Here is a 20,966-nt window from a genome sequence, read left to right as displayed (position 1 = left end):
GGGTCAGTTCATACCGCTGTCGTTTATATTGCACAGGAATCGTTATCCTTTATTGCCAGCAACTTCTTTGCTATTTTTAAGCATTGATCAATAGGAATGGTTTTTTCAAAGGAGAATTCGTATATACTTTGTATTCTCTTTGCAAGCTTATCTGGTTGGTCTAATTCATGTATCGCTTGTATGGTATCTGCGATTTCGGTGTCGTAATGGGCATTTTTTAATTTGAAGGGGTCCCATTCATTTAATAAGTCCACAAATTGCAGATTCGTTTTCATTTCACTTTCCATTTCATTCTCTCCTGCTCCAGGTAATCTATTTTAGAACATATTCTGCAAGTACGGTTTGAAGTTCGTATATGTTTAAGTTTTTGTTAAATTGTTTTTGAAGCGGGAGCGCGTTACCTGAAATCCAGATTTTTAATTCTGCGTCCAAATCAAAGCTTCCTGCGGTCTCAATGCTAAAATGGGTAATACTTTTATAGGGGATGGAGTGGTATTCAACCTTTTTACCTGTTAACCCCTGCTTATCCACAAGAATCAGCCGTTTATCCGTAAATATAAATAAATCCCTAATTAATTTATACGCTTTTTCAATTCTTTCATCTTTAGCAAGAATTCTTGCAAACTCCCTTTGTGCTTCTGCTTGGTTTACCTCAGAGGCATTTCCCATCATACCATCAAAAAATCCCATCTTACCCCACACCTTTCCTAACCTTTAACTTTATTATACTGATTAATCCCTACAATAAAAAGCTAGGCGTGACAAAGACGCCAAACCTCAAATATATGCTCATCTATTCGATTAAATCTACCAAATGCTTCAGCATTTGTTCACCTGAAATCACCGCTTCCCCTCCACCTTGTGCAAAGGAATCACTGCCTCCACCCTTACCGTTTATAAAGGGAAGTACATTTCCCATAACCTTTTTCATACTTCTTTTTTCTGCAGATCCCCTTGCACACACTAGCTGTAACCTATCCTCATTATGAGAAACAAATAATACGATTGCTTCTTCTTCTTTTTCTATGATCATTCGGGCTAATTTTTGCAGTTCCTGAATACTTTTGTTTTGAAAAACTTTACTGACAATTTTTTTCTCCATTTTGGCTAATAAGCTTTTTGCTTCATATTGCAGTATTGTTTCTAATGATTGTTCTAATTTTTTTTCGGCATTTTTTCCATTCTCTAACAGTCGACTAACCGCTTGCTGCATTTCTTTTTCTGGAGCATTAAGTAGTTTCGTTAGCTCCATAAGTACCTTATGTTTTTGGCCTAGCTGTTTAATCACACGATTTCCGCACACAAATTGTACTCGTGTCTTTTTCTTTTGCCTCTCCCAGTCCAATATTTTGATAGCCTGTACTTCTCCCGTGGCTTTTGGGTGAGTTCCGCCGCAGCCGTTATAATCAAAGTTCGGAATAATTACCAGTCGAATATTTTCTTTTACTTTCGTTTCTTTTCGAAGATTATAATGAGCTAACTCCTCTTCTGTAACCCACTTGGTTTCAATCAACCGATTCTCTATAATGATTTGGTTAGAAAGTTCCTCTGCTCGTGCCGCTTCAGATTCCAAGAGATTCTCAGTGTCTAGATCAATGGTTACAATCTCATTTCCTAAATGAAAGCCTACTGTCTTGTATCCGAATAGCTGTTCAAAAGCGGCAGATACAATATGCTGGCCAGCATGCTGCTGCATGTAATCAAATCGTCTATCCCAATCAATAACACCTTGTACGGCTGCGTTTACATCATCTAGTTCTTTTTCGAGGTAGTGACGAACTTCACCCTCAACCTCTTCAACAATAAGAACTTTACTATTTTCAATGGTTCCAACATCATGAGGTTGTCCCCCGCCTGTTGGATAAAATGCAGTTTGTTCCAACACAATATAGTTATTTCCATTTTCATCTTTTCTTTGTACTATCACTTTTGATGAAAACGATTGTATGTAAGGATCTTGATAAAATAATTTATTTCCCATTTTTGCATTCTCCTAGTGTTTATTAATAATAAAGCCTGTTCCCTCAATTATGAAGAAACAGGCTTGATCCGTCTAATTTTCGGGCTTATTTATTTGACTTTCCATTTGGTTTGTTCATCTTTGTATTCCTATATTGTTGAAAACCGCCCATTTGTGGATAGCCTTGCTGATAGCCTCCCATTTGCGGGTAGCCTTGCTGGAAACCTCCCATTTGCGGATAGCCATGTTGATAGCCCCCCATTTGCGGATAGCCATGTTGATAGCCTCCCATTTGCGGATAGCCATGTTGATAGCCTCCCATTTGCGGATAGCCATGATGATGGCCTCCCATTTGCGGATAACCTTGATGATGGCCTCCCATTTGCGGATAACCCTGATGATAGCCTCCCATTTGCGGATAACCCTGATGATAGCCTCCCATTTGCGGGTTACCAGGTTGTCCAGAAAAGCCGCCAAAAAATTGTCTACTTGCCATTATAATCTCCCCCTTACAGTCTACACGCTAGTGTATGTGAAACTATTCGGAAAAGCTTAGATAAATGGCCTATTTTAGAAGTGACATTAAATAAATAGGCTGTGTCAAAGGCAAATACGCAACGTTACTTTTCCTTGGAGATTTCACCACATGCAATGATATCACCGGCCTCCCCTTCTGGCTGGGTCATTCCATCATCTTTTTCTTCATGTATGACAATGGCAGTTCCATCTTTTCTAATCAGCGTTGCCTTGCCCTCTTTTAATGTTACACTAGGAGCGATTAATTCTGCTTTTACTGTTCCGTCATCCTCAACAATTAAATTGGGAAGATCACCTGAATGGGCACCTTTTGGGTGCAACAGACCATGATCTTTACCATCGGGGTTTAAATCCTTGCCAGACGATTTAAAATCTGGGGTCTTACATATGCCCTTATCATGAATGTGAACGGCATGCTCTCCAGCGGGAAGTTCCTTTAAATTAAAGATTAATTTTACTCCACTAGATATTTCTTGGAATTTAACGATACCGATGGAATCTCCCTTATCATTTAGCATTTTCACATCAAGTTTTGTAATATCCTTTTCCAAACAACCCGTAAGGAATATAAGTGGGATGATGATCCAAATTCGCTTCATAAGTATCCCCCCAAAATAGACATTTTGTCATAGTATCAACTTCGGGTTCGTACTTTATGTAAAAAAAAAAGAAACAGTGGCTTAATGTTCACTGTTTCCTTGACTATGTTGTTCAGACATTAATTTTTCCTCGAGTTCTTTCGCTCTCATCGCTTCCCGCTTTGAAATTTTGATAATGAACCGCATTGTTAATATGGCTCCTATCATAAAAATCAAAAATGTAATCGCAGCTGGACCATATTCAGATTTATCTTCCGGAAAATAAAGAAATAACGATAATACAAATGGCTGGATCATCTTTTTCTCCCTTTCTTTAAAGGAATGTCACTAAAGATTTAATTATAGCAATAAAAAGTGTATCCTGCCATTATTAGAAAAGTCCAGAGGTTTTACTTCAATACCTTAATTTCTTTTATTATTACATCTTCTTCTGGTTTATCCTTGGCATCAACTGGAGTTTCTGAGATTTTATCAACAATATCCATCCCCTCAACCACTTGCCCAAAAACTGTATGGCGATGGTCTAGCCAAGGTGTGCCCCCTCTTTCGTCATAAGCCTCAATAATTTCTTTTGGGAAACCCGCTTTTTCCATTTCCGTTTTCATTGACGGGTCTACTGATTTTTTCGTTACAATAAAAAATTGGCTCCCATTTGTATTGGACCCTGAATTAGCCATGGATAATGCCCCGCGTAAATTAAAAAGATTGGTTGAGAACTCATCCTTAAATGGCGCTCCGTAAATACTTTCTCCACCAGTTCCGTCGCCATTTGGATCGCCGCCCTGTATCATGAAATCATTGATTACCCTGTGAAAAATCAGTCCATCATAGTAACCTTCCTCACCATGTGTTACAAAGTTTTCTACCGCTTTTGGAGCATATTCAGGAAACAACTTAATTTTAATGTTACCCATTGTCGTGTCAATTTCAACGAGCTTTTCATTTTCGGATACCTCGCTTGAAAGTTGAGGATAATCTGTGTTTGCCACTTGATCGCTCCCTTCCTTTTCCTCCGTTTTTGAAGCAGTACTCTTAGGAGCTGCTTCCTTTGTCTCTTTGCTTGTCCCACATCCAGCCAAGATAAGCACACCGATCATTAAGACTAACCAAAATTGCATTTTCTTCATCACTATCATCCCTCCATTTAATTAATTTAACCGATATTTTTGTTTTTTGCACTTCGTTTTTTATATAATAGGTTAAAGAAGATGGAGGGGTGGTTTTTTTGTCAGAATTGCAGATTGGGGATATGGTTACCGGCATTTATAAAACTGGAAAATATATTGGGGAAATTACAGAAGTTCGTCCACAGCATTATTTAGTCAGAGTTTTAGCTGTTGTCAAACATCCTATGCAAGGAGATTTACATAATCCAAAAGAAGCGGATGTACTTATTTTCCACGAAAGAAAAGCTCTCTCATATAGAGAGCAAGCCAATATTCCAAAGCAAATGGTCAAACTTTTCACGGAGGAAGTACCTGACTATCTCGCGTCATTAAGACAAGCAGTTGAAAAAATGAAAAATGAATTAACAGAAAACGCTTCTGACTGGGCAGAATTGAGTCTAAAAAGTGTTGCTTCCCTTGAAAAGGATTATTTCAAATAAACAAGTTAAGGCCAAATCAGATTGAATGATTTGGCCTTTTATGCGAATTCATTTAATAGTTTTGAAAAATCGACGCGATCACCGATTGTAGTTGGTTTTGGCTTTTCCAAATAGCGTTTATCCTTTTCAACAAGTCGGAATATGTTGTAAGTAGTCAACGCGTCATCCAGCGCTCTATGGTGCCTTCCTGTTCCTTCTTTTCCATACTCCTGTACGGCTTTCCATAAACCTGTCTGGTTCTGGTCCCCAAAGAACCTCTTATACTCCATAGATAAATCTAATTCGGCTGCTTTAAACGGAAATGCCACCCCTGCTTCTAAACAATTATGCCTTAGTACCTTCATATCCATATTTCCCCAAGTGACAATGGTAGTTTCATACTGATTATTGAATTCTCCTAATTTCCGGACGAGTTCATAAAATGAAATTCCCTGATCAACCTGCTGCTGTGAAATATGTAAGAAAGATTTACAGCGTTCTGATAGAGCTGGGAATTTAAGAGGAGTTACATAGGACGAAAATTGCTCTGTAATTTGATCATCAACAACTGCAACGAGTCCTACTTCAATAATCTCCGCAAAAAAGTCTTTCATACGAACATTTCGTTCAGGCATGGTAAATTCAAAATCAATAAAGATAGTTTGTCTATTTTCCTTCATTTTTCCACCACCTTTTTGACGTCTTCTTACTACCATTATATAAAGAAACCTGTACAAAGTATTGTACTAATTCTCTATATTTCTTATATTATATCACGAAATTATCATAAATTTTTTAAATATTTTTTCAATTCGCCCAAAAAAAAGATGGAAAGTATCCCATCTATTTTTATATCACTTTTTTAATTTAATTACTGCGATTGTACATCTTGAAATACAAATAAGACGGTCCTTTTCATCCGTAATTTTGACATCCCAAACCATTGTTGTTTTGCCCTGGTGCAGGACCGTCCCTATAGCTGTTACGGTTCCTTCTGTAATCGGACGAACATGGTTAGCGTTAATTTCTAAACCTGCAGCACCTTCTGTTTCTTTATCAACCAATTCATATGCACCAACACTTGCAACTGTTTCTGCAAGGGCAACAGAGGCACCGCCATGTAATAAACCAAATGGCTGGCGGGTTCTTTCATCTACTGGCATGGTTGCAATAACCTTTCCCCGTTCTAAATGCGTTATTTCAATACCTAATGTTTCAATTAATGTGTTTTTAATCATTTTTTTCTCCTTTCGAAAGTATCAGTGGTAAATGTCCTTCTATATATTCTTTTTTCAGTTAAAATATCCTCTTACTATGTAAAAAAAAAAGGAAAAAACAGCCTAGAAAGCTGTTTTTTACCATTTTAATAAAAACCAGGGGCCCCAAATCCTGGGTAACCAAATCCTGGATACCCAAATCCCGGATAACCAAATCCTGGATACCCAAATCCAGGGGCTCCGAAACCAGCACCATAAAATGGTCGAGGATAAAATAAAGCACTTCCTAATAGTCCACCCACTAAACCGCCTAAAAACGGCAGCCCAAAACCAATAAATCTCTGACCTCTTACAGGATACGGACTTCGATATTGATACATCCAACAAACCTCCTTTTAATCTCTATACTTGCCTACACTACTTCATATGCAAAAAGAAGTCAGATGGGTTGGGCAAATAGAAGGTGGCAGCGCCCGTTTCGTCAAATATAGATAAGAGTCACTCCTTGAAATAGAAACAAAATACCCACGAAATGTGAAATTTCGTGGGATTTATTTTCCTATAAGAGCAAAAATCAACCGTACAACATCGCTTTAAACATTATTTTTCAATTGGCTCAAAACGCTCAACAAATAAAGCAAGTGTCCTGGTCATTACACCTGTTGCCCCTGCAGGACCAAGATCATGTTCCTTAGACGTCGTAGACGTTCCAGCAATATCCAAATGAACCCAAGGAGTTCCCTCTGTAAATTCACCTATAAAGGCACCCGCTACGATGGCATGTCCTTCACTGCCAGGAGAATTATTTAAATCTGCCACTTTGCTGTTTCTAACTCGTTCTTTATCCTTTTCAAACAACGGTAATTGCCAGATTGGCTCTCCTGCTTCCATAGAGGCCTCTAATACTTGTTCATACAATGTTTCGTGATTTGTCATGGCACCGGATGTATGTAATCCAAGTGCCGTAATAACACCACCGGTTAAGGTCGCCACATCAACTAAATATTCCGCTCCATGGTGCTTAGCATAGGTTACAGCATCGGCTAATACGAGTCGGCCTTCTGCATCAGTATTTAATACCTCAATAGTTTTCCCGCTCATCGAGGTGATCACATCATCCGGTTTGAAGGCATTACCAGAAATCATATTGTCCGTTGAAGGAATAACCGCAACAACGTTTTGCTCCGGTTTTAATTCTCCGATAATTTCCATAGCACCTAGAACAGCTGCAGCTCCGCCCATATCCGATTTCATACCTACAATGCCAGCTTTCGTTTTGATAGAGTAACCTCCTGTATCAAAGGTAATTCCTTTTCCAACCAATCCAATTACGTCTTTCCATTGCTCTTTCCCTTGGTACTTAAGAACAATCATCTTCGGAGGTTCTGTAGATCCTTGGTTAACAGCCAAAAATGCTCCCATACCCAGCTTTTCAATCTCTTCCTTATCAAGTATTTCAATTTCAAAGTCATATTTAAAAGCAAGCTCTTTTGCGTATTCCGCCATATCCGTTGCAGTAAGGAGATTTCCTGGAATATTTACAAGTGTACGGGCAGAGTTCGTTCCTTTTCCAAAAGCGCGGCCTACTGTCAGCGAAGCATGAATTTCTTCCCGATCAATACTTTCACAATAGACAGTAATATTTTCTATTCTCTTTTCCGGCTCGTTTGACTTTTGCTTATAGCCGTGGAATTGATAGGTTGACAACGTAACCGCTTCACTCACAGCGTGTGCTGCTTCTTGCCCGCTTACAGACCCCGCTGTTAAGGATTCCAAAAAAACACCACATTCTTGAAGCTTGCTTGCTTTTAAAGCTTTGAACGTTTTCCCTAAAGCCTCACATAGCCTTTCAAAGTTGAAATCTTTTTCCTTCCCAAGACCGACAAACCATATTCTTTTTGCACCGATTTTCCCGAAGCTATGTATTTTGCTAATATTTTTGAACTTTGCTGAGATATCACCGGCTTTGACAAGTTCTCTTAATTGACCTCCAAATCGGTCATCCATCTTCTCTAATATACCTGTAAACCTTTCTGGTTTATCGAAAAGTCCAATAATCAATCCCTCATGACCTGATGAAAGGTCAATTTCATTTTTAACTTCAAACATGTTTTCCACCTCCGTGTAAATTACCTGTTCATTATATCGGAAACATGAATATATTTCGACTTTCTAAGTATCTCTTACGTTAGACAATAAAAATAGCAGGCTATATGCCTGCACTATTTTCTCTCTGAACCAATAAACTGCTGACGGAACACCTGCATCGATTTATCTTCATTTAAAGCTTGTAACTCTGCCTCTGTGAGATTTCCATTCCCTTGTTCAATAATATATACATCGATTTCCTTTTTGCCCCACTTGTTATAAACGTCCTCAACCGTTTCATAATAAAGGTCGACTTTATCTCCCTTAATAGCTCCGCCTTTATCAGCGACTACTCCATAACCATAACCAGGAATAAATAGAATGGTGCCAATCGGAAAAACAGAAAGGTCTGCTGCAACAGTTGAATATAAATCTCGTTTTACTTTGACACCTGAATAGGTAATTCCATACTCAGGGTGGCTTTCATTTTTGCCTGTGGATTCATAACCTGCTGTATATCCTGTTGCGATTACTGTTTTTTTCGGATACTTTGACCAATCAAAGGCGTCCTCTAGCGCTTTAGGTTTCTCTGAGCTTGCAGCGTTAGAAGCTGCATGAGCTTCAAGTTCTACCATTTGTTTAATAAACAATTTAAGATCAATGCCTGTAATGGATTGAACAGTCACTAATATGGCCATCAGGAAAAGAACGGTCATCGCAAAACGCTTTGTCCAATTTTTAAAGTTATTCATTAAAATTTCACTCCTCCCAAAATATTCATTTCCTATCCAACTAGGAATTATTCAAAAAGGAGTAAAATCCTATTCATAAAAAAAAGCTTTTTTACCTAAGTTACTCCGAAAGTGGAGCATCTCAGGCAAAAAGCTTAAAACATTTGATATCCATTTTTTCGTAACATTTTAATCGTAACACCCGCAGCAATTGCCCCTGCTAGTCCACTAAGTAAAATTAGGATATCTGCTGTTGCTAATGACCCTAACTTTTGACCAAGCTCTTGAAACGCAATTTTACTATTAGTAATGTATTCGATAAACTTTACTTTATCAACAATAAATATAGCAATGATTGGATAAATAATTGCCATAATCCATGACATCCTTAAAAGCATGTTTAAGATAAAACCAATTCCAAAAAACAAAACAAAGAACAATAAGATCGATATGATTAGAACCACAATACTCATCTGCATGGAAATACCTCCTTTACACACATCCAAATATAAGTTTACTTAATGTCCAAAAAGGAGTCAATCCTAACATCTTAGATTATGGCTATACGAAAGAGGAAAAAACTTCAAAAAAAATAGCCTCCCGAAGTTTCTCGTGGAAGCCTAGCCCTATGTCATTTTAGGATCTTGAAAAACTATTTTTCCTGTTTCTTTCCAGAGCCCTCGCAGCAGGTACATGTTTCAGAACCCCCAAGCAGTAATTGAAAATATCCGGTACCTGAACAATAATCACAATTTCTTGTATCTAAACTAGTCGTATTCATTTCTATCAGCTCCTTAAAATATTATTTAAATTTTCTGATAATATACCAAGAAACTCACAGAAAGAAAAGGACGAAATTTAACCGAATTAAGGAGTGAAAACGGATACATCATAAGTTTTCTTTCATTATCTAAGTGTGACTTAAATTTTCTAAAGATTAAAAAAATAATTTATAAGCACTATAGTTAAACTGATCTCCAGGGTTTAGTTCATCATTTCCTGGCTTGGTAAAAGTGATGTTTTGTTTAATTAGGAAGTGCAGCATAATCGAAGCTTCTTTTTCTAGAAGGAGGTCCTCAGGCGCAATGAATCTTGCTTCATACAGTTCATTTTCTTGGTGTTTGATTTTTCCTTCATCAAGTGGTTCAAGTAAAAAAACGAGCAAATTATCACTTATTTCGTCTGAAATGACACCCGTTCTTAGCCCAATTAATCCCTTGACAACACAATCTATGTCGGTTTCTTCCTTTACTTCCCTAACCACTGCTTCATCCGCTGTTTCACCTTCTTCTACAAATCCAGCTGGAAGTGACCACTTTCCTTTTAGACCACCATAACGCTTTTTAACAACCAGCCAATTCCCTTCAGATGATTTGACCAACCCTCCAACAGCTAACCACACTTTGCCTCGTTTTGTTTTATTACTCATAAAAACCCCCCTTACTTCTCCTTTTTATTTAATATAGTAACAAAAAAGGACAGATTTCTCTGCCCCTTTAAAAATTTTATATTTAGAATACGTTAAATTTACCTTTTTTCAATACCAATCCAGCGCCGCCAATCATATATAGAGAACGATTATCGACTACTTTTTTCATAAAGGATGCTTTAGCACCGGTAACCTTTTTGCCGAACACAACTCCAATGGCGTCGTCATGACCAAGTGAACAAACCGTTCCTTTATTATCAAATGTGAAGGTTTCTAGGTCCTGTTTGTTCCGTACCAATGCTGCGATGTTACGTGCAACTACTTCACCTTGCTGCATAGCAATTTGTGCAGTTGGAGGATAAGGACGGTTAATCTCTTCGTTGATTACAAGAGAGCTGTCACCAATTATAAACACATCATCAAATCCTGGTACTCGAAGGTCTGGCTGTACTTTTACACGACCTCTCATCGCTTCAAAGCCTGATTTTTCAATAACTGCATTTCCACGAACCCCAGCAGCCCAAACCACTGTTCCAGCTTTGATTTCTCTCGGCTCTTCTTCACCTTTGGCTACAACGATTCCATCTGTTGTACATTCTTTAATGGCAGTTCCTATTAGGAATTCTACCCCTTTACGTTCCAATTGTGATACAGCATAGTTAACAAGTTCAGGGTCAAAACCAGGCAATACAGTTGGTGCTGCCTCTACACAAAGGATTTTTACTTTATGAGAATCTACATCGTATTCATGACATAGCTCAGGTATACGATTAGTTAGTTCACCTAAGAATTCTATACCTGTAAAGCCTGCGCCGCCAACAACGATGACTAAACGATCGTCATTCTTTTCTTCTTCCATTCCATAAGTCGCAAATTGATACTCAATATGCTCACGCAATTGACGAGAAGAATTTACGTTTGTAATTCCAAATGCATATTCCTTTAAGCCCTTAATTCCAAAGGTTTCAGGTTCTCCTCCAAGAGCAATAACGAGGTAATCATACTCGACTTCGCCCTTTTCTAAGATTACCTTTTTCTCATCTTTCTTGATTTCAACAACGGTGTCTTGTACAAAATCAACTTTACTTCTATCAATCACATCACGAATGTCATAACGGACACGATCATGATGAAGTGTGCCTGCAGACGCTTCGTGCAGCCATGTAGTTTCATAATGATAATCATTCTTATTAATTAATACAATATCTGCTTCATTTACACCTACAAGCTTTTGCAACCTTACAGTTGTCATAAGCCCGCCATAACCCGCACCGACAATAACAATTTTTGGCTTTCTCAAAGTGATCACTTCCACCTTTTTTATTTAGAGTAATATACTTGTTCTTATCTTCCTCAGCTTGTTACATTTTTATTTTGTTTAGAGGAAAAAAGTTTGTGATATAATTCACGTATAAAGACACAATATATTCCTTTTTTTGTCACAAAAAATTAACATCTATCCTCATTACATATTATGCTAAACTCTTCACATTATCAAGTGGTTTAAATGATTATTTTTAGTGAAAATAGTTTTATTTTTCCTTGATTAACTACTCTGAATATTCCCCAAAAGTTGTGAGGATTTTATGTTTTTGTGATATTATAAGGAATGGAGTCTGTTACTACATAAGTAAGGGGGATACAGCGTGCAAGAAGATCAAAAAGTTTATGATATTACCATTATCGGGGGCGGTCCTACCGGTCTATTTACAGCCTTTTACGGCGGAATGAGACAAGCTTCTGTAAAAATTATTGAAAGCCTGCCACAATTAGGTGGTCAATTATCGGCACTATACCCTGAAAAATATATTTACGATGTTGCAGGGTTTCCAAAAGTCCGTGCACAAGAACTAATTAATAACCTAAAAGAGCAAATGGCTAAGTTTGAACCAGCTGTTGCTTTAGAGCAATCTGTGGAAAAATTGGAAAAACAAGAGGATGGTACTTTCAAATTAACAACCAATTCGGAAGTTCACTATTCAAAAACAGTGATTATTACAGCAGGTAATGGTGCATTTCAACCACGCCGTTTAGAGCTTGAGAGTGCTGCACAATATGAACGAAAAAACCTTCATTACTTTATTGATGACCTTAACAAATTTGCAGGTCAAAAAGTTGTCGTTTTCGGCGGCGGCGATTCAGCTGTGGACTGGGCATTAATGTTAGAACCTATCGCGAAAGAAGTAACGATTGTTCACCGAAGAGATAAATTCAGAGCACACGAGCATAGTGTTGAGAACTTGCATAACTCAAAAGTAATCGTTAAAACTCCTTTTGTACCAGCGGAATTAATCGGAGATGACAGCGGTATCAAGCAAGTTGTTCTTACAGGTGTGAATGGAGATGGCCGAGAAGCTATTGATGTTGATGCCGTAATTTGCAACTATGGGTTTGTCTCCTCATTAGGTCCAATCAAAGAATGGGGCTTTGAAATTGAGAAAAATTCCATAGTCGTAAATTCTAAAATGGAAACAAATGTACCTGGAATCTATGCTGCCGGAGACATTTGTACCTATGAAGGGAAAGTAAAATTGATTGCCTGCGGATTTGGTGAAGCGCCTACGGCTGTCAACAATGCAAAAGCATTTATCGATCCAAAAGCTAAAATCCAGCCGCTTCACAGTTCATCGATGTTTGGTAAATAACAAACAAAAGGCGCCCCTATAGGCGCCTTTTATTTCTTTATTAACATTCTTCTGGTGAACCTGCTGCTGTTGCTGTTCTAAATGATGAGCCGCATCCGCATGAGGCAATCGCGTTTGGATTTTCGATGGTAAATCCCCCGCCCATCATCGATTGCTTATAATCAATTTTCGTACCATTTAATATAGGGGCATCCTCTTTATCCACAAGGATCTGAATTCCATACTGTTCAAAATGGAGATCATTTTCTTTCACTTCATGATCAAATCCCATACCATACGATAATCCGCTGCAGCCTCCACCTTTTACACTCACGCGCAATAAGGCACCTTCTTCTTCATTGTGTTTCATCATTTCTTTTATATGCAAAGCTGCCGCTTCCGTTAAAATAACCACTTCATTGCTCATTGGTTTTTTCCTCCTTTTTGAGGTACTACTTATAGTATATACAGTGAGTACTAATGACTCAACTAATTAAACTGTGAGAATAAAATAAAAGGGACGGAATTCCGGCCCTCCTTATTAAAACATTGGATTTTCATCTAAATATTGATAAATATTTTCCACAAGTTCATCCGGTGTATCGCCTGTTACAACTTCACCATTTACCAGTGCAAAAAGAGTAGAAGCACATTTCCCGCAATATCCGAGGCATCCATATTCAATGATATCAAGATTTGGGTCTTTTTCTAACCTTTCCAGGGCTTTTTGGGCACCACTGGCAAGATTACTCATACAAAATTCAATAATTGGCATAAACATGGCTATCACCTCTCCACATCATATTATCCTACTATTTTTCTTTTACTGCGTCAAATACCATGTCTCATGTCTAAATGTCAATAAAATTGTCATATGTGTTGTTATTTTGTCATAATTCAGCTATACTTTTAATGGATTTAAGACTATATTACTATCATTTACAACTTAAAATATTGACATGATTACTGGTTTACAAAAGGGGAATAAAAAATGAAAAACCTTGTAATTCTCGGCGGCGGTTACGGCGGAATGAAGATATTGAGTGAACTTCTACCAAACCATTTACCTGAGGATATAAGAATTACACTTGTTGATCGCGTTCCATACCATTGCTTGAAAACTGAATACTATGCCCTAGCAGCAGGAACTGTTTCTGATAAGGAGCTGCGCGTTTCTTTTCCAGAACATCCTCAGTTGGAAATTAAATATGGAGAAGTTACAGGAATAGAAAAAGACACTAAAAAGGTCCTGCTAAAAGATTCTGCTCCGATTTCTTATGACGACTTAATCATCGGTCTTGGCTGTGAAGATAAGTATCATGGTGTACCAGGTGCTGATGAATACACTTACAGCATTCAAAGCATTGAAAAATCCCGTCGTACGTATTCAGTACTGAACAATTTAGGACCTGGATCCGTGGTTGGCATCGTAGGTGCTGGTCTAAGTGGTGTGGAACTTGCCAGTGAATTAAGTGAAAGCCGCAGTGACTTAAAAATAAAACTATTTGATCGTGGCAAACACATTCTACCTGCCTTTCCTGATCGTTTAAGTAAATATGTTGAAAATTGGTTTCATAAGAATAATGTTGAAATCATCAATAACTCTAATATTACTAAAGTAGAAGAAAATTTACTTTACAATCATGATGAGCCAGTTCCATGTGATGTGATCGTTTGGACTGCTGGCATCCAAGCTAATAAGGTTGTCCGTGAATTAGGAGAAGAAATGGATCGCTCTGGAAGGCTCATTATTACACCCCGTCATCACTTACCGAATGATGAACACGTTTTTGTATTAGGTGATTGTGCTAGTCTTCCACATGCCCCAAGTGCTCAATTAGCAGAAGGTCAGGCGGAACAAATTGTGGAAGTGTTGAAAAAACGCTGGAATGGTGAGGAGCCTCCAGTTGAATTCCCAACGATTAAACTAAAAGGTGTTCTTGGTTCTCTTGGTAAGAAACATGGTTTCGGGATGATGGCAGACAGAGCGATTACTGGACGTGTAGCCCGACTGTTAAAATCAGGAGTGCTCTGGCTCTACAAGTATCATAACGGATGATTAAAAAAGCATTCCAGCTAAGCAGCCGGAATGCTTTTTATATTGATCTGTATCCGTACTTTTCCAATTCACTAAAGATGGTTTTTAATCGCGGGTTCCCTTCGCCGACAATTTTATCTTTAATCACAACAACTGGATAAAACAAATCTTCTTCAAGTACTCTTTTGGCAAAATCTTCTTTTTCACTTTCTTGAGGAGGTTGATAAATATCAACATACGTCATTTTGAATGGTTGATCAGGAAACTTCCTTGAAATGGCAGCCTCAAGCCATTCGAATGTTTCCTTTGAGGAGGGTAAATTTACACAACTCGGACATAATTGTTCTGCACCATAGAGGACAATTTCAACTGTATTAGTCATCCCATCAATCCTGCCTTTTTTCTTTTATTTTACAACATTTAAACTATTAAACATAAATATATGGTTGCAAATGTGCGAATTCCCATTTCATGAGAATGGATTTTTCTCTTCAATGACATTATAATATAAGGTAGGAAGGAGACGATAAATATGGCAGAACAAGTACAAGAAATGTTTGAGCAGGTTCAGGAAGTATTAGATAAATTACGTCCATTTCTTCTTCGCGATGGAGGAGATTGTGAATTAGTTGATGTTGAGGATGGTATTGTTAAACTTCGTTTACTAGGTGCGTGCGGAAGCTGCCCTAGCTCAACAATCACCCTAAAAGCAGGAATCGAAAGAGCACTATTAGAAGAAGTTCCTGGCGTTGTTGAAGTAGAACAAGTATTTTAATAAAGTAAAAAGCGATTGCTGACAAAAAGAGCAATCGCTTTTTTATTACCTTATAAGGAGCCAGTCTAATGGGGGAATTTTTAACGGTTGTAGTGGTGCACCAACGGTATGAAAAAAATTGCCCAAAAAACGCTCATACTCTGTTGATTGCTTTAACATCTTACTTAACTGTTCTTCCAAAAGCTTCTTTTCCTGCTCAGACCTAGTTATATAGTAATTTTCAATACACTCAAAGTAATGAAGTGGAAATACTAAACGGGAAAATAATAACCGCCATGAAAAAGAGGATAAGGGCGCAATACTTTGATATTCCGCAAAGAATTGTCTTACATCTATCTGGTAGGTTTGGGTATTACGAAAATAACGCTCTCTCGTCCATTCTGCGAGGTCACGGCTGCGATGATCAAATACCCAATCGAATGGGTTCTTAATATAATAATTTGCTCCCCAAGAATCATTTGAGAACCGTTCGTGACACACAGTTCCGCTATCTGATTCTACCGGCTCATCGTCCAGTTCCGTATCCACTAAATATTGAATGGCATTTTCAGTTAACCCAATATAGTATGGAAACGAATCAATAAACATACGTTCAAAATCATCTTCGGGAGTTTGAAACATCTGTTCACTCCAAACCTTTTCAATTTGATCAAGACGCTTCTCCCATAATTGCTTCCATTGTCCTATTCTACTTGTTCTTTCAATTTTGAATGGAACCGTTTTCCCTCTCTCATGAAATTTGGCTAACTTTCTCCCTAGTTTTACTTTTGCGTGTTTATCTATCTGCCGATGTCCCAGGACACAATATTTATGATCTTCCCATGTTGTAATCAATTCTCCTTCGATAGTTTGTAGAAACGCTGGAACATGCGCATCCCCGTTGGTTCTTAAATGTTCAGCAATTCTCTCTAGTTCATTAATATCCTCAGCTTCCCTGCCGTCGGATTTTGCGACCAAATAAAGCCAGCCATTTCCCCTGAGCGCGTCGTAAGAGTCTAATTTTACGTATTCATCAACTTGTATTCCATATTTATTTTCAAGTAATTTTTGAAGCACCCTTCCACCTCTTCTCTTTTCTGCTCTTATGTCATATATATGTAGTAGCCCAAAAAACTTGTTCTCTTCTTTCGTAATAAAAGTATAAGAAAAACGTTATAGGAGTAATCTGTAAGAAGGGTGTTGGTTCGTTCGTTCCTTTTCGATATGCCGTGCATATGTTGAAATTAAGAAATAGCCAAAAAAATTCCAAAGAAAAGGTGATAAATGGATGGCAGAAGATAAAAAAATGGATTTAACAGAAGAAACTGCACGAAGATGGATAAAAGAAAGAGGCGTTGAAATTCAGGATATCGCTGATTTAGTTTATTTCCTGCAGGAGAAATACCACGAAAATTTAAAAATGGAAGATTGTATTGCCAATGTGGAACGCGTCATTTCGAAACGTGAGGTTCAAAATGCCATTATAACAGGAATTCAACTGGATATGTTAGCCGAGAAAAACATGCTGGAGGAACCTATCCAATCCATTATTAAAACAGATGAAAGTCTTTATGGTGTCGATGAGATTCTAGCACTTTCCATCGTTAATGTGTACGGATCCATTGGCTTTACAAATTATGGCTATATCGATAAGCAAAAGCCAGGAATATTGGCTAGGTTAAATGATAAATCAACAGGCGAATGCCATACATTTTTGGATGATATCATCGGTGCAATCGCAGCAGCAGCCTCAAGCAGACTTGCCCACCGAGCCGCACATGTCGAATAAATCAAATAAGAAAAGGATGGAGAGAACAATCCATCCTTTTCTCACGGTTCCCATTGATCTAATGAATCAATGGCATATGTAGGTTTTCGGTCATAGCCCCGAAGTAATTCCTTAGTAGTGACACCCGTGTGGACTAGCAGTGTATCAAGGCCAGCATTCATCCCCGCTAATATATCTGTATCATAATAATCGCCCACCATAAGTGTTTCTTCTTTAGAAGTACCCAATACCTTTAGGGCCTGTTCCATGATGATTGACTCAGGCTTTCCAATAAAAGTTGGCTTGGTTTGTGTTGAAACCGCAATTACAGAGGTTAACGACCCATTTCCGGGGACTAATCCTCTTTCCGTTGGTATCGCTATATCTCCGTTTGTAGAGATAAAGGAAGCTCCATTGCGAACAGCAAGGCATGCCACTGCTAATTTTTCATAGCTAATTTCACGGTCGATACCGATAACAACATACTCTGCATTCTCTGTCGCGAATGTGAATTTCTTTTCTTCGATAGCCATACGAAGTCCTTCTTCACCGATTACATAAACTGAAGCCTCCGGCTTTTGGCTATAAATGTAATTTGCTGTTGCCTGACTCGTTGTAAAAATGATGTCCTCTTCAGCCGGAATATCAAAATCTTTTAGCTTTTGAGCAACTTGGGCAGGGGTTCGTGATGAGTTATTCGTTACAAATAAATATGGAATGTCCTTTTCCTTTAACTTTCTCACAAAATTCCCTGCTGCTTCAATTTTCTCTGATCCTTTATACATCGTTCCATCAAGGTCAATTAAATAACCTTTATACTTTTTCATGTTGATCCCTCCCTTATCTATCATATCCGAAAAATAAAAATGACCGCAAATGCGGTCGCTAATAACTATTAAATAAATGCGGTTACTGGACCAAGTTCATTCTCAAGATAGTCTCGGACATTCTCTGGGAATAAGGTTAAAACATTCATTTGGCCAGAGAACTGATTGAAGAGTTCTTCATGATCAATCTCCGTATACAATTGGACAAGTACCTTGCGATACTGGACAAGTCTTTTTAAACTTGTACCTGTTTCCTGGGTAACAACCTTTTCATCAATTAATATCTCAATAATATCTTCATAACTGCCAGGGTCTCTCATAATAAAACCATCAATCATTGCATTCCCCACATCTAACACCGATTCAATCATAAGATGCGTAATACGTTCTAATGCTGCTTTTTCTATCGGGGTTGACCACTCTTCCTGATTAGAAAATAGGCTGATTTGCTTTTCTAGAAACACCAATGTGTTCTCCAACTTTTCGCGGTCTACAAAATACATTTCATCCACTTCCTCATAAATAATCACTTATGTTGCGATTTCATCAAAAAACATAGCGGGACGGGCATAAAAATTCCCCTGTGCTAAATCTACATTATTTCTCGTTAATACGGACGCTTCTTCTTGGTTTTCAATACCTTCGGCCACCACTAAAGATCCTGCCTCCCTCGCAACGAGAAGCAAGCCCTTTAACATTGACTCTTTTACGGAGTTTTTATCTATATTTTCTATCACAGAACGATCAATCTTTATAATATCCGGCATTAGCTCGCTAATCGTATTCAAGCTTGCATAACCCGCTCCAGTATCGTCAACCGCAATTCTAAATCCCATTAGCCGCAATACATTAATATTAAAAACAAAATTCTTCAAGCCTTCAATTGAATCGCGCTCAGTGACCTCAAAGGTAATTTGTTTTGGGGAAATCCCCTTATATTTCTGAAGTAGTTTTTTCAAATCACTGGTAAATTTAATATTCCCTAGTGTTATCGGAGTACAATTAACAAAAATATCTTGACGGCAGCGAGATGCTTTTACTTGTTGAAAAATTTTTTCTAACACAATCATTTCCAATTCGTACAACCGACCCGTTTGCCTTGCAACAGAAAAAAGCTGTAGAGGAGCCTCTAAAGCAGTCCCTTTTGGACCGCGGGTAAGAAGCTCCCAGGCACGTACCTCCTTTGTGGCTACATCAAAAATGGGCTGTGCCAACAAAGTAATAGACCTCTTGGTAATAATGTTGTTTATGGCAAACAACATTTCATTGATCTCCAGCTGCTTTCGTTTTTCTGCCATACCAATTGCCAATCTATGCGCCCTAAAGATAGAATTTTGAATAGAATAATCATACTTATCAATAAACATATACCCCACATCAAAAGTTGGATATGCAGTGGAATACTGATTGAAGTAGGTTTCTGAAACTTCGTCTGTTATTTTTTTCAACAGGATATCAATATTAGAAATAGAATGTCTATCGTGATCGACAGTAATTACTAGTGTAATTTCTTCGCCATAATAATCATGTAGGGTTATAAACTCCTTTGGGTTAACAGTTTGTTCCACGACGGTCTGAAAAAGTTTCTTCACGTTTTTCAAAAATTTAATGTGCCGTTGCGAGTCAGCCTGCTCGATTAAATCATGCAGGTTACTCAACTTAAAAACAATTACCGCTACCTCATGACCCGCTTCAAAAGCGTTTTTTACCCCTTCCATATTACGCAAGGTAAATTGAGGAGGATAATAGCGTATGGACGAAAGAGGTAAAATCTTTCCCCATTGCATTACACTCTTAACTTTTTTCATGTAACGACAGTCCATCAATTCCATCCCTCTCAGAAACAGATACGACAATATTAACTTTATTGTAACACAATTTGACATAATCCGTTTTTTCTTCGAGTAAATATTTAGAAATATTCTATTAACACCAACTATTCCCCCATTTCCTGATTATTTGGTAATATAAAGAGGGTGAAGAAAACAACTAAAGGAGCACATGACATGAAAGAACGATTTTTCTTATATGATGATACAGAAGATACAAAAACACGATTTGTTAGCTTTGTTGGTGACAACCAACGCTTTGATTTGGCCATTGTTAAAACGGACCGTCATTATGGGAAGCACCTTGTACTCGATTTACAAGGAAGTCGTTTTGCCATTATTGGTGAGGATGACTTGAAAGAGGAAGGGTATTTAGAATACGCTTTCCAATTAAATGAAGAGGACGCAGAAGAATTACGTTCCTTTTTATTAGAATTAATATAATTCCTTTTTACATACTAATAACAAAAGGCGGAGGCGCCTTCGGAACAAGCACAGCTTGTTCCTGCGAGGGTTATTCAAAGGAGCTTTCCTTAGTGCACAGGGTGACAGGCAAAAGACGAGCCGGCAGGAAGGTTGCTTTTTAACCTTCTTGACGGATTGGCTTATGACCCGAGCTCCTAGGCGCTGCAGCTAGATTAATAAAAAGGAGTGCGTGATGATATGCCTGAAAAAAAGTCAAGAAGCTATTTTGACCTTTCTAATGTCGAGAAACAAAAAGACTTTCTGACAGCAGAGGAATTTCCAGATGGTCCGTTTGGATCTCCAATTCGTAAAGATGAGCCTGTTCAAAATAAAAGCACCCCTTGGCAAGAAGGTCAGCGGTATTATAGCAACTTTAATTATGAAAATAAAACCTTTCATCAGGATATCCCTCGTCAAATGGAAGGGGCTCACCCTACCCATGACGATCCTAATAAGGAGGAACAGCCTCCTTATACACACTAAAGCCTCAGGAAAACCAGCACTGGCTTCGGACA

At 38.1% G+C, this 20,966-nt stretch carries 30 protein-coding genes; 7 read left to right on the top strand and 23 right to left on the bottom strand.

Going from position 1 to position 20,966, the window contains the following annotated elements; all coding sequences use genetic code 11:
- Positions 1-23: 23 nt before the first annotated feature.
- The 7 genes from BANA01_RS27090 to BANA01_RS27060 form a co-directional block, all read right to left on the bottom strand.
- Positions 24-287, bottom strand: coding sequence for a DUF1871 family protein (locus BANA01_RS27090; RefSeq protein WP_063255462.1), 264 nt, complete (start codon positions 285-287; stop codon positions 24-26).
- 25 nt (positions 288-312) lie between these two features.
- Complete coding sequence (locus BANA01_RS27085; protein WP_063255461.1) at positions 313-690, bottom strand: PH domain-containing protein; 378 nt, start codon at positions 688-690, stop codon at positions 313-315.
- A 103-nt stretch (positions 691-793) separates the two neighbouring features.
- On the bottom strand, positions 794-1,981 hold the full coding sequence (locus BANA01_RS27080) for an alanyl-tRNA editing protein (protein WP_063255460.1): 1,188 nt from the start codon (positions 1,979-1,981) through the stop codon (positions 794-796).
- Positions 1,982-2,066: 85 nt separating this feature from the next.
- Positions 2,067-2,456 carry a hypothetical protein gene (locus tag BANA01_RS27075; RefSeq protein ID WP_063255459.1) on the bottom strand — a complete coding sequence of 130 codons (390 nt, stop codon included), beginning with the start codon at positions 2,454-2,456 and terminating at the stop codon, positions 2,067-2,069.
- A 124-nt stretch (positions 2,457-2,580) separates the two neighbouring features.
- Positions 2,581-3,096, bottom strand: coding sequence for a superoxide dismutase family protein (locus BANA01_RS27070; RefSeq protein WP_063255458.1), 516 nt, complete (start codon positions 3,094-3,096; stop codon positions 2,581-2,583).
- Between the two features lie 81 nt (positions 3,097-3,177).
- Entirely contained in the window at positions 3,178-3,393 is a 216-nt protein-coding gene (locus BANA01_RS27065) for a hypothetical protein (protein WP_063255457.1), read from the bottom strand.
- A 92-nt stretch (positions 3,394-3,485) separates the two neighbouring features.
- On the bottom strand, positions 3,486-4,223 hold the full coding sequence (locus BANA01_RS27060; RefSeq protein ID WP_063255463.1) for a peptidylprolyl isomerase: 738 nt from the start codon (positions 4,221-4,223) through the stop codon (positions 3,486-3,488).
- Positions 4,224-4,321: 98 nt separating this feature from the next.
- Here BANA01_RS27060 and kapB point away from each other — a divergent pair, with 98 nt between their 5' ends.
- Complete coding sequence (kapB, locus tag BANA01_RS27055; protein ID WP_063255456.1) at positions 4,322-4,702, top strand: kinase-associated lipoprotein KapB; 381 nt, start codon at positions 4,322-4,324, stop codon at positions 4,700-4,702.
- 38 nt (positions 4,703-4,740) lie between these two features.
- On the opposite strand, the gene kapD is transcribed toward kapB, so the two are convergent.
- From kapD to BANA01_RS27015, 9 genes are all read right to left on the bottom strand, one after another.
- Positions 4,741-5,361 carry a 3'-5' exonuclease KapD gene (kapD, locus tag BANA01_RS27050; RefSeq protein ID WP_063255455.1) on the bottom strand — a complete coding sequence of 207 codons (621 nt, stop codon included), beginning with the start codon at positions 5,359-5,361 and terminating at the stop codon, positions 4,741-4,743.
- A gap of 174 nt (positions 5,362-5,535) precedes the next feature.
- Positions 5,536-5,919 carry a hotdog fold thioesterase gene (locus BANA01_RS27045; protein WP_063255454.1) on the bottom strand — a complete coding sequence of 128 codons (384 nt, stop codon included), beginning with the start codon at positions 5,917-5,919 and terminating at the stop codon, positions 5,536-5,538.
- 125 nt (positions 5,920-6,044) lie between these two features.
- The gene (locus BANA01_RS27040) at positions 6,045-6,278 is read right to left on the bottom strand and encodes a hypothetical protein (protein ID WP_034674857.1); all 234 of its coding nucleotides are present in this window, start codon (positions 6,276-6,278) and stop codon (positions 6,045-6,047) included.
- 220 nt (positions 6,279-6,498) lie between these two features.
- Entirely contained in the window at positions 6,499-8,007 is a 1,509-nt protein-coding gene (locus BANA01_RS27035; RefSeq protein ID WP_034674854.1) for a leucyl aminopeptidase, read from the bottom strand.
- Positions 8,008-8,120: 113 nt separating this feature from the next.
- On the bottom strand, positions 8,121-8,738 hold the full coding sequence (locus tag BANA01_RS27030) for a 3D domain-containing protein (RefSeq protein ID WP_034674851.1): 618 nt from the start codon (positions 8,736-8,738) through the stop codon (positions 8,121-8,123).
- 134 nt (positions 8,739-8,872) lie between these two features.
- Entirely contained in the window at positions 8,873-9,196 is a 324-nt protein-coding gene (locus tag BANA01_RS27025) for a YuiB family protein (protein ID WP_034674848.1), read from the bottom strand.
- A gap of 173 nt (positions 9,197-9,369) precedes the next feature.
- Entirely contained in the window at positions 9,370-9,498 is a 129-nt protein-coding gene (locus BANA01_RS30095; RefSeq protein ID WP_169803757.1) for a YuiA family protein, read from the bottom strand.
- A 156-nt stretch (positions 9,499-9,654) separates the two neighbouring features.
- Positions 9,655-10,146, bottom strand: coding sequence for an NUDIX domain-containing protein (locus BANA01_RS27020; protein WP_034674845.1), 492 nt, complete (start codon positions 10,144-10,146; stop codon positions 9,655-9,657).
- Positions 10,147-10,228: 82 nt separating this feature from the next.
- The gene (locus BANA01_RS27015; protein WP_034674842.1) at positions 10,229-11,446 is read right to left on the bottom strand and encodes an NAD(P)/FAD-dependent oxidoreductase; all 1,218 of its coding nucleotides are present in this window, start codon (positions 11,444-11,446) and stop codon (positions 10,229-10,231) included.
- Between the two features lie 346 nt (positions 11,447-11,792).
- Between BANA01_RS27015 and BANA01_RS27010 the strand changes: the two genes are divergently transcribed.
- On the top strand, positions 11,793-12,791 hold the full coding sequence (locus BANA01_RS27010; protein WP_034674837.1) for an NAD(P)/FAD-dependent oxidoreductase: 999 nt from the start codon (positions 11,793-11,795) through the stop codon (positions 12,789-12,791).
- A gap of 40 nt (positions 12,792-12,831) precedes the next feature.
- Here the strand turns inward: BANA01_RS27010 and BANA01_RS27005 are convergent, their stop codons facing one another.
- Both BANA01_RS27005 and BANA01_RS27000 read right to left on the bottom strand, forming a co-directional pair.
- Positions 12,832-13,197 carry a HesB/IscA family protein gene (locus tag BANA01_RS27005; protein WP_034674834.1) on the bottom strand — a complete coding sequence of 122 codons (366 nt, stop codon included), beginning with the start codon at positions 13,195-13,197 and terminating at the stop codon, positions 12,832-12,834.
- Positions 13,198-13,311: 114 nt separating this feature from the next.
- On the bottom strand, positions 13,312-13,551 hold the full coding sequence (locus BANA01_RS27000) for a YuzB family protein (RefSeq protein ID WP_034674832.1): 240 nt from the start codon (positions 13,549-13,551) through the stop codon (positions 13,312-13,314).
- Between the two features lie 210 nt (positions 13,552-13,761).
- Here BANA01_RS27000 and BANA01_RS26995 point away from each other — a divergent pair, with 210 nt between their 5' ends.
- Positions 13,762-14,829 carry an NAD(P)/FAD-dependent oxidoreductase gene (locus BANA01_RS26995; protein ID WP_034674829.1) on the top strand — a complete coding sequence of 356 codons (1,068 nt, stop codon included), beginning with the start codon at positions 13,762-13,764 and terminating at the stop codon, positions 14,827-14,829.
- A gap of 37 nt (positions 14,830-14,866) precedes the next feature.
- Here the strand turns inward: BANA01_RS26995 and BANA01_RS26990 are convergent, their stop codons facing one another.
- A complete protein-coding gene (locus BANA01_RS26990; RefSeq protein WP_034674826.1) occupies positions 14,867-15,190 on the bottom strand; it encodes a YuzD family protein in 324 nt (107 codons plus the stop codon).
- Positions 15,191-15,340: 150 nt separating this feature from the next.
- Here BANA01_RS26990 and BANA01_RS26985 point away from each other — a divergent pair, with 150 nt between their 5' ends.
- The gene (locus tag BANA01_RS26985) at positions 15,341-15,583 is read left to right on the top strand and encodes a NifU family protein (RefSeq protein WP_034674824.1); all 243 of its coding nucleotides are present in this window, start codon (positions 15,341-15,343) and stop codon (positions 15,581-15,583) included.
- A 45-nt stretch (positions 15,584-15,628) separates the two neighbouring features.
- On the opposite strand, the gene yutH is transcribed toward BANA01_RS26985, so the two are convergent.
- Positions 15,629-16,639 (bottom strand): spore coat putative kinase YutH, encoded by a 1,011-nt coding sequence (gene yutH / locus BANA01_RS26980; protein ID WP_034674822.1) that lies wholly within the window; start codon positions 16,637-16,639, stop codon positions 15,629-15,631.
- Positions 16,640-16,850: 211 nt separating this feature from the next.
- Here yutH and BANA01_RS26975 point away from each other — a divergent pair, with 211 nt between their 5' ends.
- A complete protein-coding gene (locus tag BANA01_RS26975; protein WP_034674820.1) occupies positions 16,851-17,351 on the top strand; it encodes a phosphatidylglycerophosphatase A family protein in 501 nt (166 codons plus the stop codon).
- Positions 17,352-17,392: 41 nt separating this feature from the next.
- Here BANA01_RS26975 and BANA01_RS26970 read toward each other — a convergent pair whose 3' ends face one another.
- The 3 genes from BANA01_RS26970 to BANA01_RS26960 all read right to left on the bottom strand — a co-directional run bounded on the left by BANA01_RS26970 (position 17,393) and on the right by BANA01_RS26960 (position 19,965).
- Positions 17,393-18,157 carry a TIGR01457 family HAD-type hydrolase gene (locus BANA01_RS26970; RefSeq protein ID WP_034674818.1) on the bottom strand — a complete coding sequence of 255 codons (765 nt, stop codon included), beginning with the start codon at positions 18,155-18,157 and terminating at the stop codon, positions 17,393-17,395.
- Positions 18,158-18,225: 68 nt separating this feature from the next.
- The gene (locus tag BANA01_RS26965; RefSeq protein WP_034674815.1) at positions 18,226-18,660 is read right to left on the bottom strand and encodes a DUF86 domain-containing protein; all 435 of its coding nucleotides are present in this window, start codon (positions 18,658-18,660) and stop codon (positions 18,226-18,228) included.
- 27 nt (positions 18,661-18,687) lie between these two features.
- Positions 18,688-19,965, bottom strand: coding sequence for an EAL domain-containing protein (locus BANA01_RS26960; RefSeq protein WP_235847251.1), 1,278 nt, complete (start codon positions 19,963-19,965; stop codon positions 18,688-18,690).
- A gap of 198 nt (positions 19,966-20,163) precedes the next feature.
- Here BANA01_RS26960 and BANA01_RS26955 point away from each other — a divergent pair, with 198 nt between their 5' ends.
- Together BANA01_RS26955 and BANA01_RS26950 are read left to right on the top strand one after the other, a co-directional pair.
- Positions 20,164-20,430 (top strand): DUF3055 domain-containing protein, encoded by a 267-nt coding sequence (locus BANA01_RS26955; RefSeq protein ID WP_034674811.1) that lies wholly within the window; start codon positions 20,164-20,166, stop codon positions 20,428-20,430.
- Positions 20,431-20,649: 219 nt separating this feature from the next.
- Positions 20,650-20,934: a hypothetical protein gene (locus BANA01_RS26950; protein ID WP_034674809.1), complete on the top strand. Its 285-nt coding sequence runs from the start codon at positions 20,650-20,652 to the stop codon at positions 20,932-20,934.
- Positions 20,935-20,966 lie beyond the last annotated feature (32 nt).

Source organism: Neobacillus niacini NBRC 15566 (assembly GCF_001591505.1).
GTDB classification, from domain to species: domain Bacteria; phylum Bacillota; class Bacilli; order Bacillales; family Cytobacillaceae; genus Neobacillus; species Neobacillus niacini.
This window is presented reverse-complemented; position numbering and strand designations above follow the sequence as displayed.

What these genes read in the sequence shown, in the direction of transcription:
- BANA01_RS27000 (WP_034674832.1), bottom strand. Translation starts at nt 13,551, where the DNA reads ATGTTTATGCCAATTATTGAATTTTGTATGAGTAATCTTGCCAGTGGT.
- BANA01_RS26975 (WP_034674820.1), top strand. Translation starts at nt 16,851, where the DNA reads ATGGCAGAAGATAAAAAAATGGATTTAACAGAAGAAACTGCACGAAGA.
- BANA01_RS27045 (WP_063255454.1), bottom strand. Translation starts at nt 5,919, where the DNA reads ATGATTAAAAACACATTAATTGAAACATTAGGTATTGAAATAACGCAT.
- BANA01_RS27090 (WP_063255462.1), bottom strand. Translation starts at nt 287, where the DNA reads ATGGAAAGTGAAATGAAAACGAATCTGCAATTTGTGGACTTATTAAAT.
- BANA01_RS26990 (WP_034674826.1), bottom strand. Translation starts at nt 15,190, where the DNA reads ATGACTAATACAGTTGAAATTGTCCTCTATGGTGCAGAACAATTATGT.
- BANA01_RS27030 (WP_034674851.1), bottom strand. Translation starts at nt 8,738, where the DNA reads ATGAATAACTTTAAAAATTGGACAAAGCGTTTTGCGATGACCGTTCTT.
- BANA01_RS26995 (WP_034674829.1), top strand. Translation starts at nt 13,762, where the DNA reads ATGAAAAACCTTGTAATTCTCGGCGGCGGTTACGGCGGAATGAAGATA.
- BANA01_RS27005 (WP_034674834.1), bottom strand. Translation starts at nt 13,197, where the DNA reads ATGAGCAATGAAGTGGTTATTTTAACGGAAGCGGCAGCTTTGCATATA.
- BANA01_RS26955 (WP_034674811.1), top strand. Translation starts at nt 20,164, where the DNA reads ATGAAAGAACGATTTTTCTTATATGATGATACAGAAGATACAAAAACA.
- BANA01_RS27085 (WP_063255461.1), bottom strand. Translation starts at nt 690, where the DNA reads ATGGGATTTTTTGATGGTATGATGGGAAATGCCTCTGAGGTAAACCAA.
- BANA01_RS26985 (WP_034674824.1), top strand. Translation starts at nt 15,341, where the DNA reads ATGGCAGAACAAGTACAAGAAATGTTTGAGCAGGTTCAGGAAGTATTA.
- BANA01_RS27035 (WP_034674854.1), bottom strand. Translation starts at nt 8,007, where the DNA reads ATGTTTGAAGTTAAAAATGAAATTGACCTTTCATCAGGTCATGAGGGA.
- BANA01_RS27025 (WP_034674848.1), bottom strand. Translation starts at nt 9,196, where the DNA reads ATGCAGATGAGTATTGTGGTTCTAATCATATCGATCTTATTGTTCTTT.
- BANA01_RS30095 (WP_169803757.1), bottom strand. Translation starts at nt 9,498, where the DNA reads ATGAATACGACTAGTTTAGATACAAGAAATTGTGATTATTGTTCAGGT.
- BANA01_RS27080 (WP_063255460.1), bottom strand. Translation starts at nt 1,981, where the DNA reads ATGGGAAATAAATTATTTTATCAAGATCCTTACATACAATCGTTTTCA.
- kapD (WP_063255455.1), bottom strand. Translation starts at nt 5,361, where the DNA reads ATGAAGGAAAATAGACAAACTATCTTTATTGATTTTGAATTTACCATG.
- BANA01_RS27070 (WP_063255458.1), bottom strand. Translation starts at nt 3,096, where the DNA reads ATGAAGCGAATTTGGATCATCATCCCACTTATATTCCTTACGGGTTGT.
- BANA01_RS26970 (WP_034674818.1), bottom strand. Translation starts at nt 18,157, where the DNA reads ATGAAAAAGTATAAAGGTTATTTAATTGACCTTGATGGAACGATGTAT.
- BANA01_RS27060 (WP_063255463.1), bottom strand. Translation starts at nt 4,223, where the DNA reads ATGAAGAAAATGCAATTTTGGTTAGTCTTAATGATCGGTGTGCTTATC.
- BANA01_RS27065 (WP_063255457.1), bottom strand. Translation starts at nt 3,393, where the DNA reads ATGATCCAGCCATTTGTATTATCGTTATTTCTTTATTTTCCGGAAGAT.
- BANA01_RS26965 (WP_034674815.1), bottom strand. Translation starts at nt 18,660, where the DNA reads ATGTATTTTGTAGACCGCGAAAAGTTGGAGAACACATTGGTGTTTCTA.
- BANA01_RS26960 (WP_235847251.1), bottom strand. Translation starts at nt 19,965, where the DNA reads ATGAAAAAAGTTAAGAGTGTAATGCAATGGGGAAAGATTTTACCTCTT.
- BANA01_RS27040 (WP_034674857.1), bottom strand. Translation starts at nt 6,278, where the DNA reads ATGTATCAATATCGAAGTCCGTATCCTGTAAGAGGTCAGAGATTTATT.
- BANA01_RS27075 (WP_063255459.1), bottom strand. Translation starts at nt 2,456, where the DNA reads ATGGCAAGTAGACAATTTTTTGGCGGCTTTTCTGGACAACCTGGTAAC.
- BANA01_RS26950 (WP_034674809.1), top strand. Translation starts at nt 20,650, where the DNA reads ATGCCTGAAAAAAAGTCAAGAAGCTATTTTGACCTTTCTAATGTCGAG.
- BANA01_RS27020 (WP_034674845.1), bottom strand. Translation starts at nt 10,146, where the DNA reads ATGAGTAATAAAACAAAACGAGGCAAAGTGTGGTTAGCTGTTGGAGGG.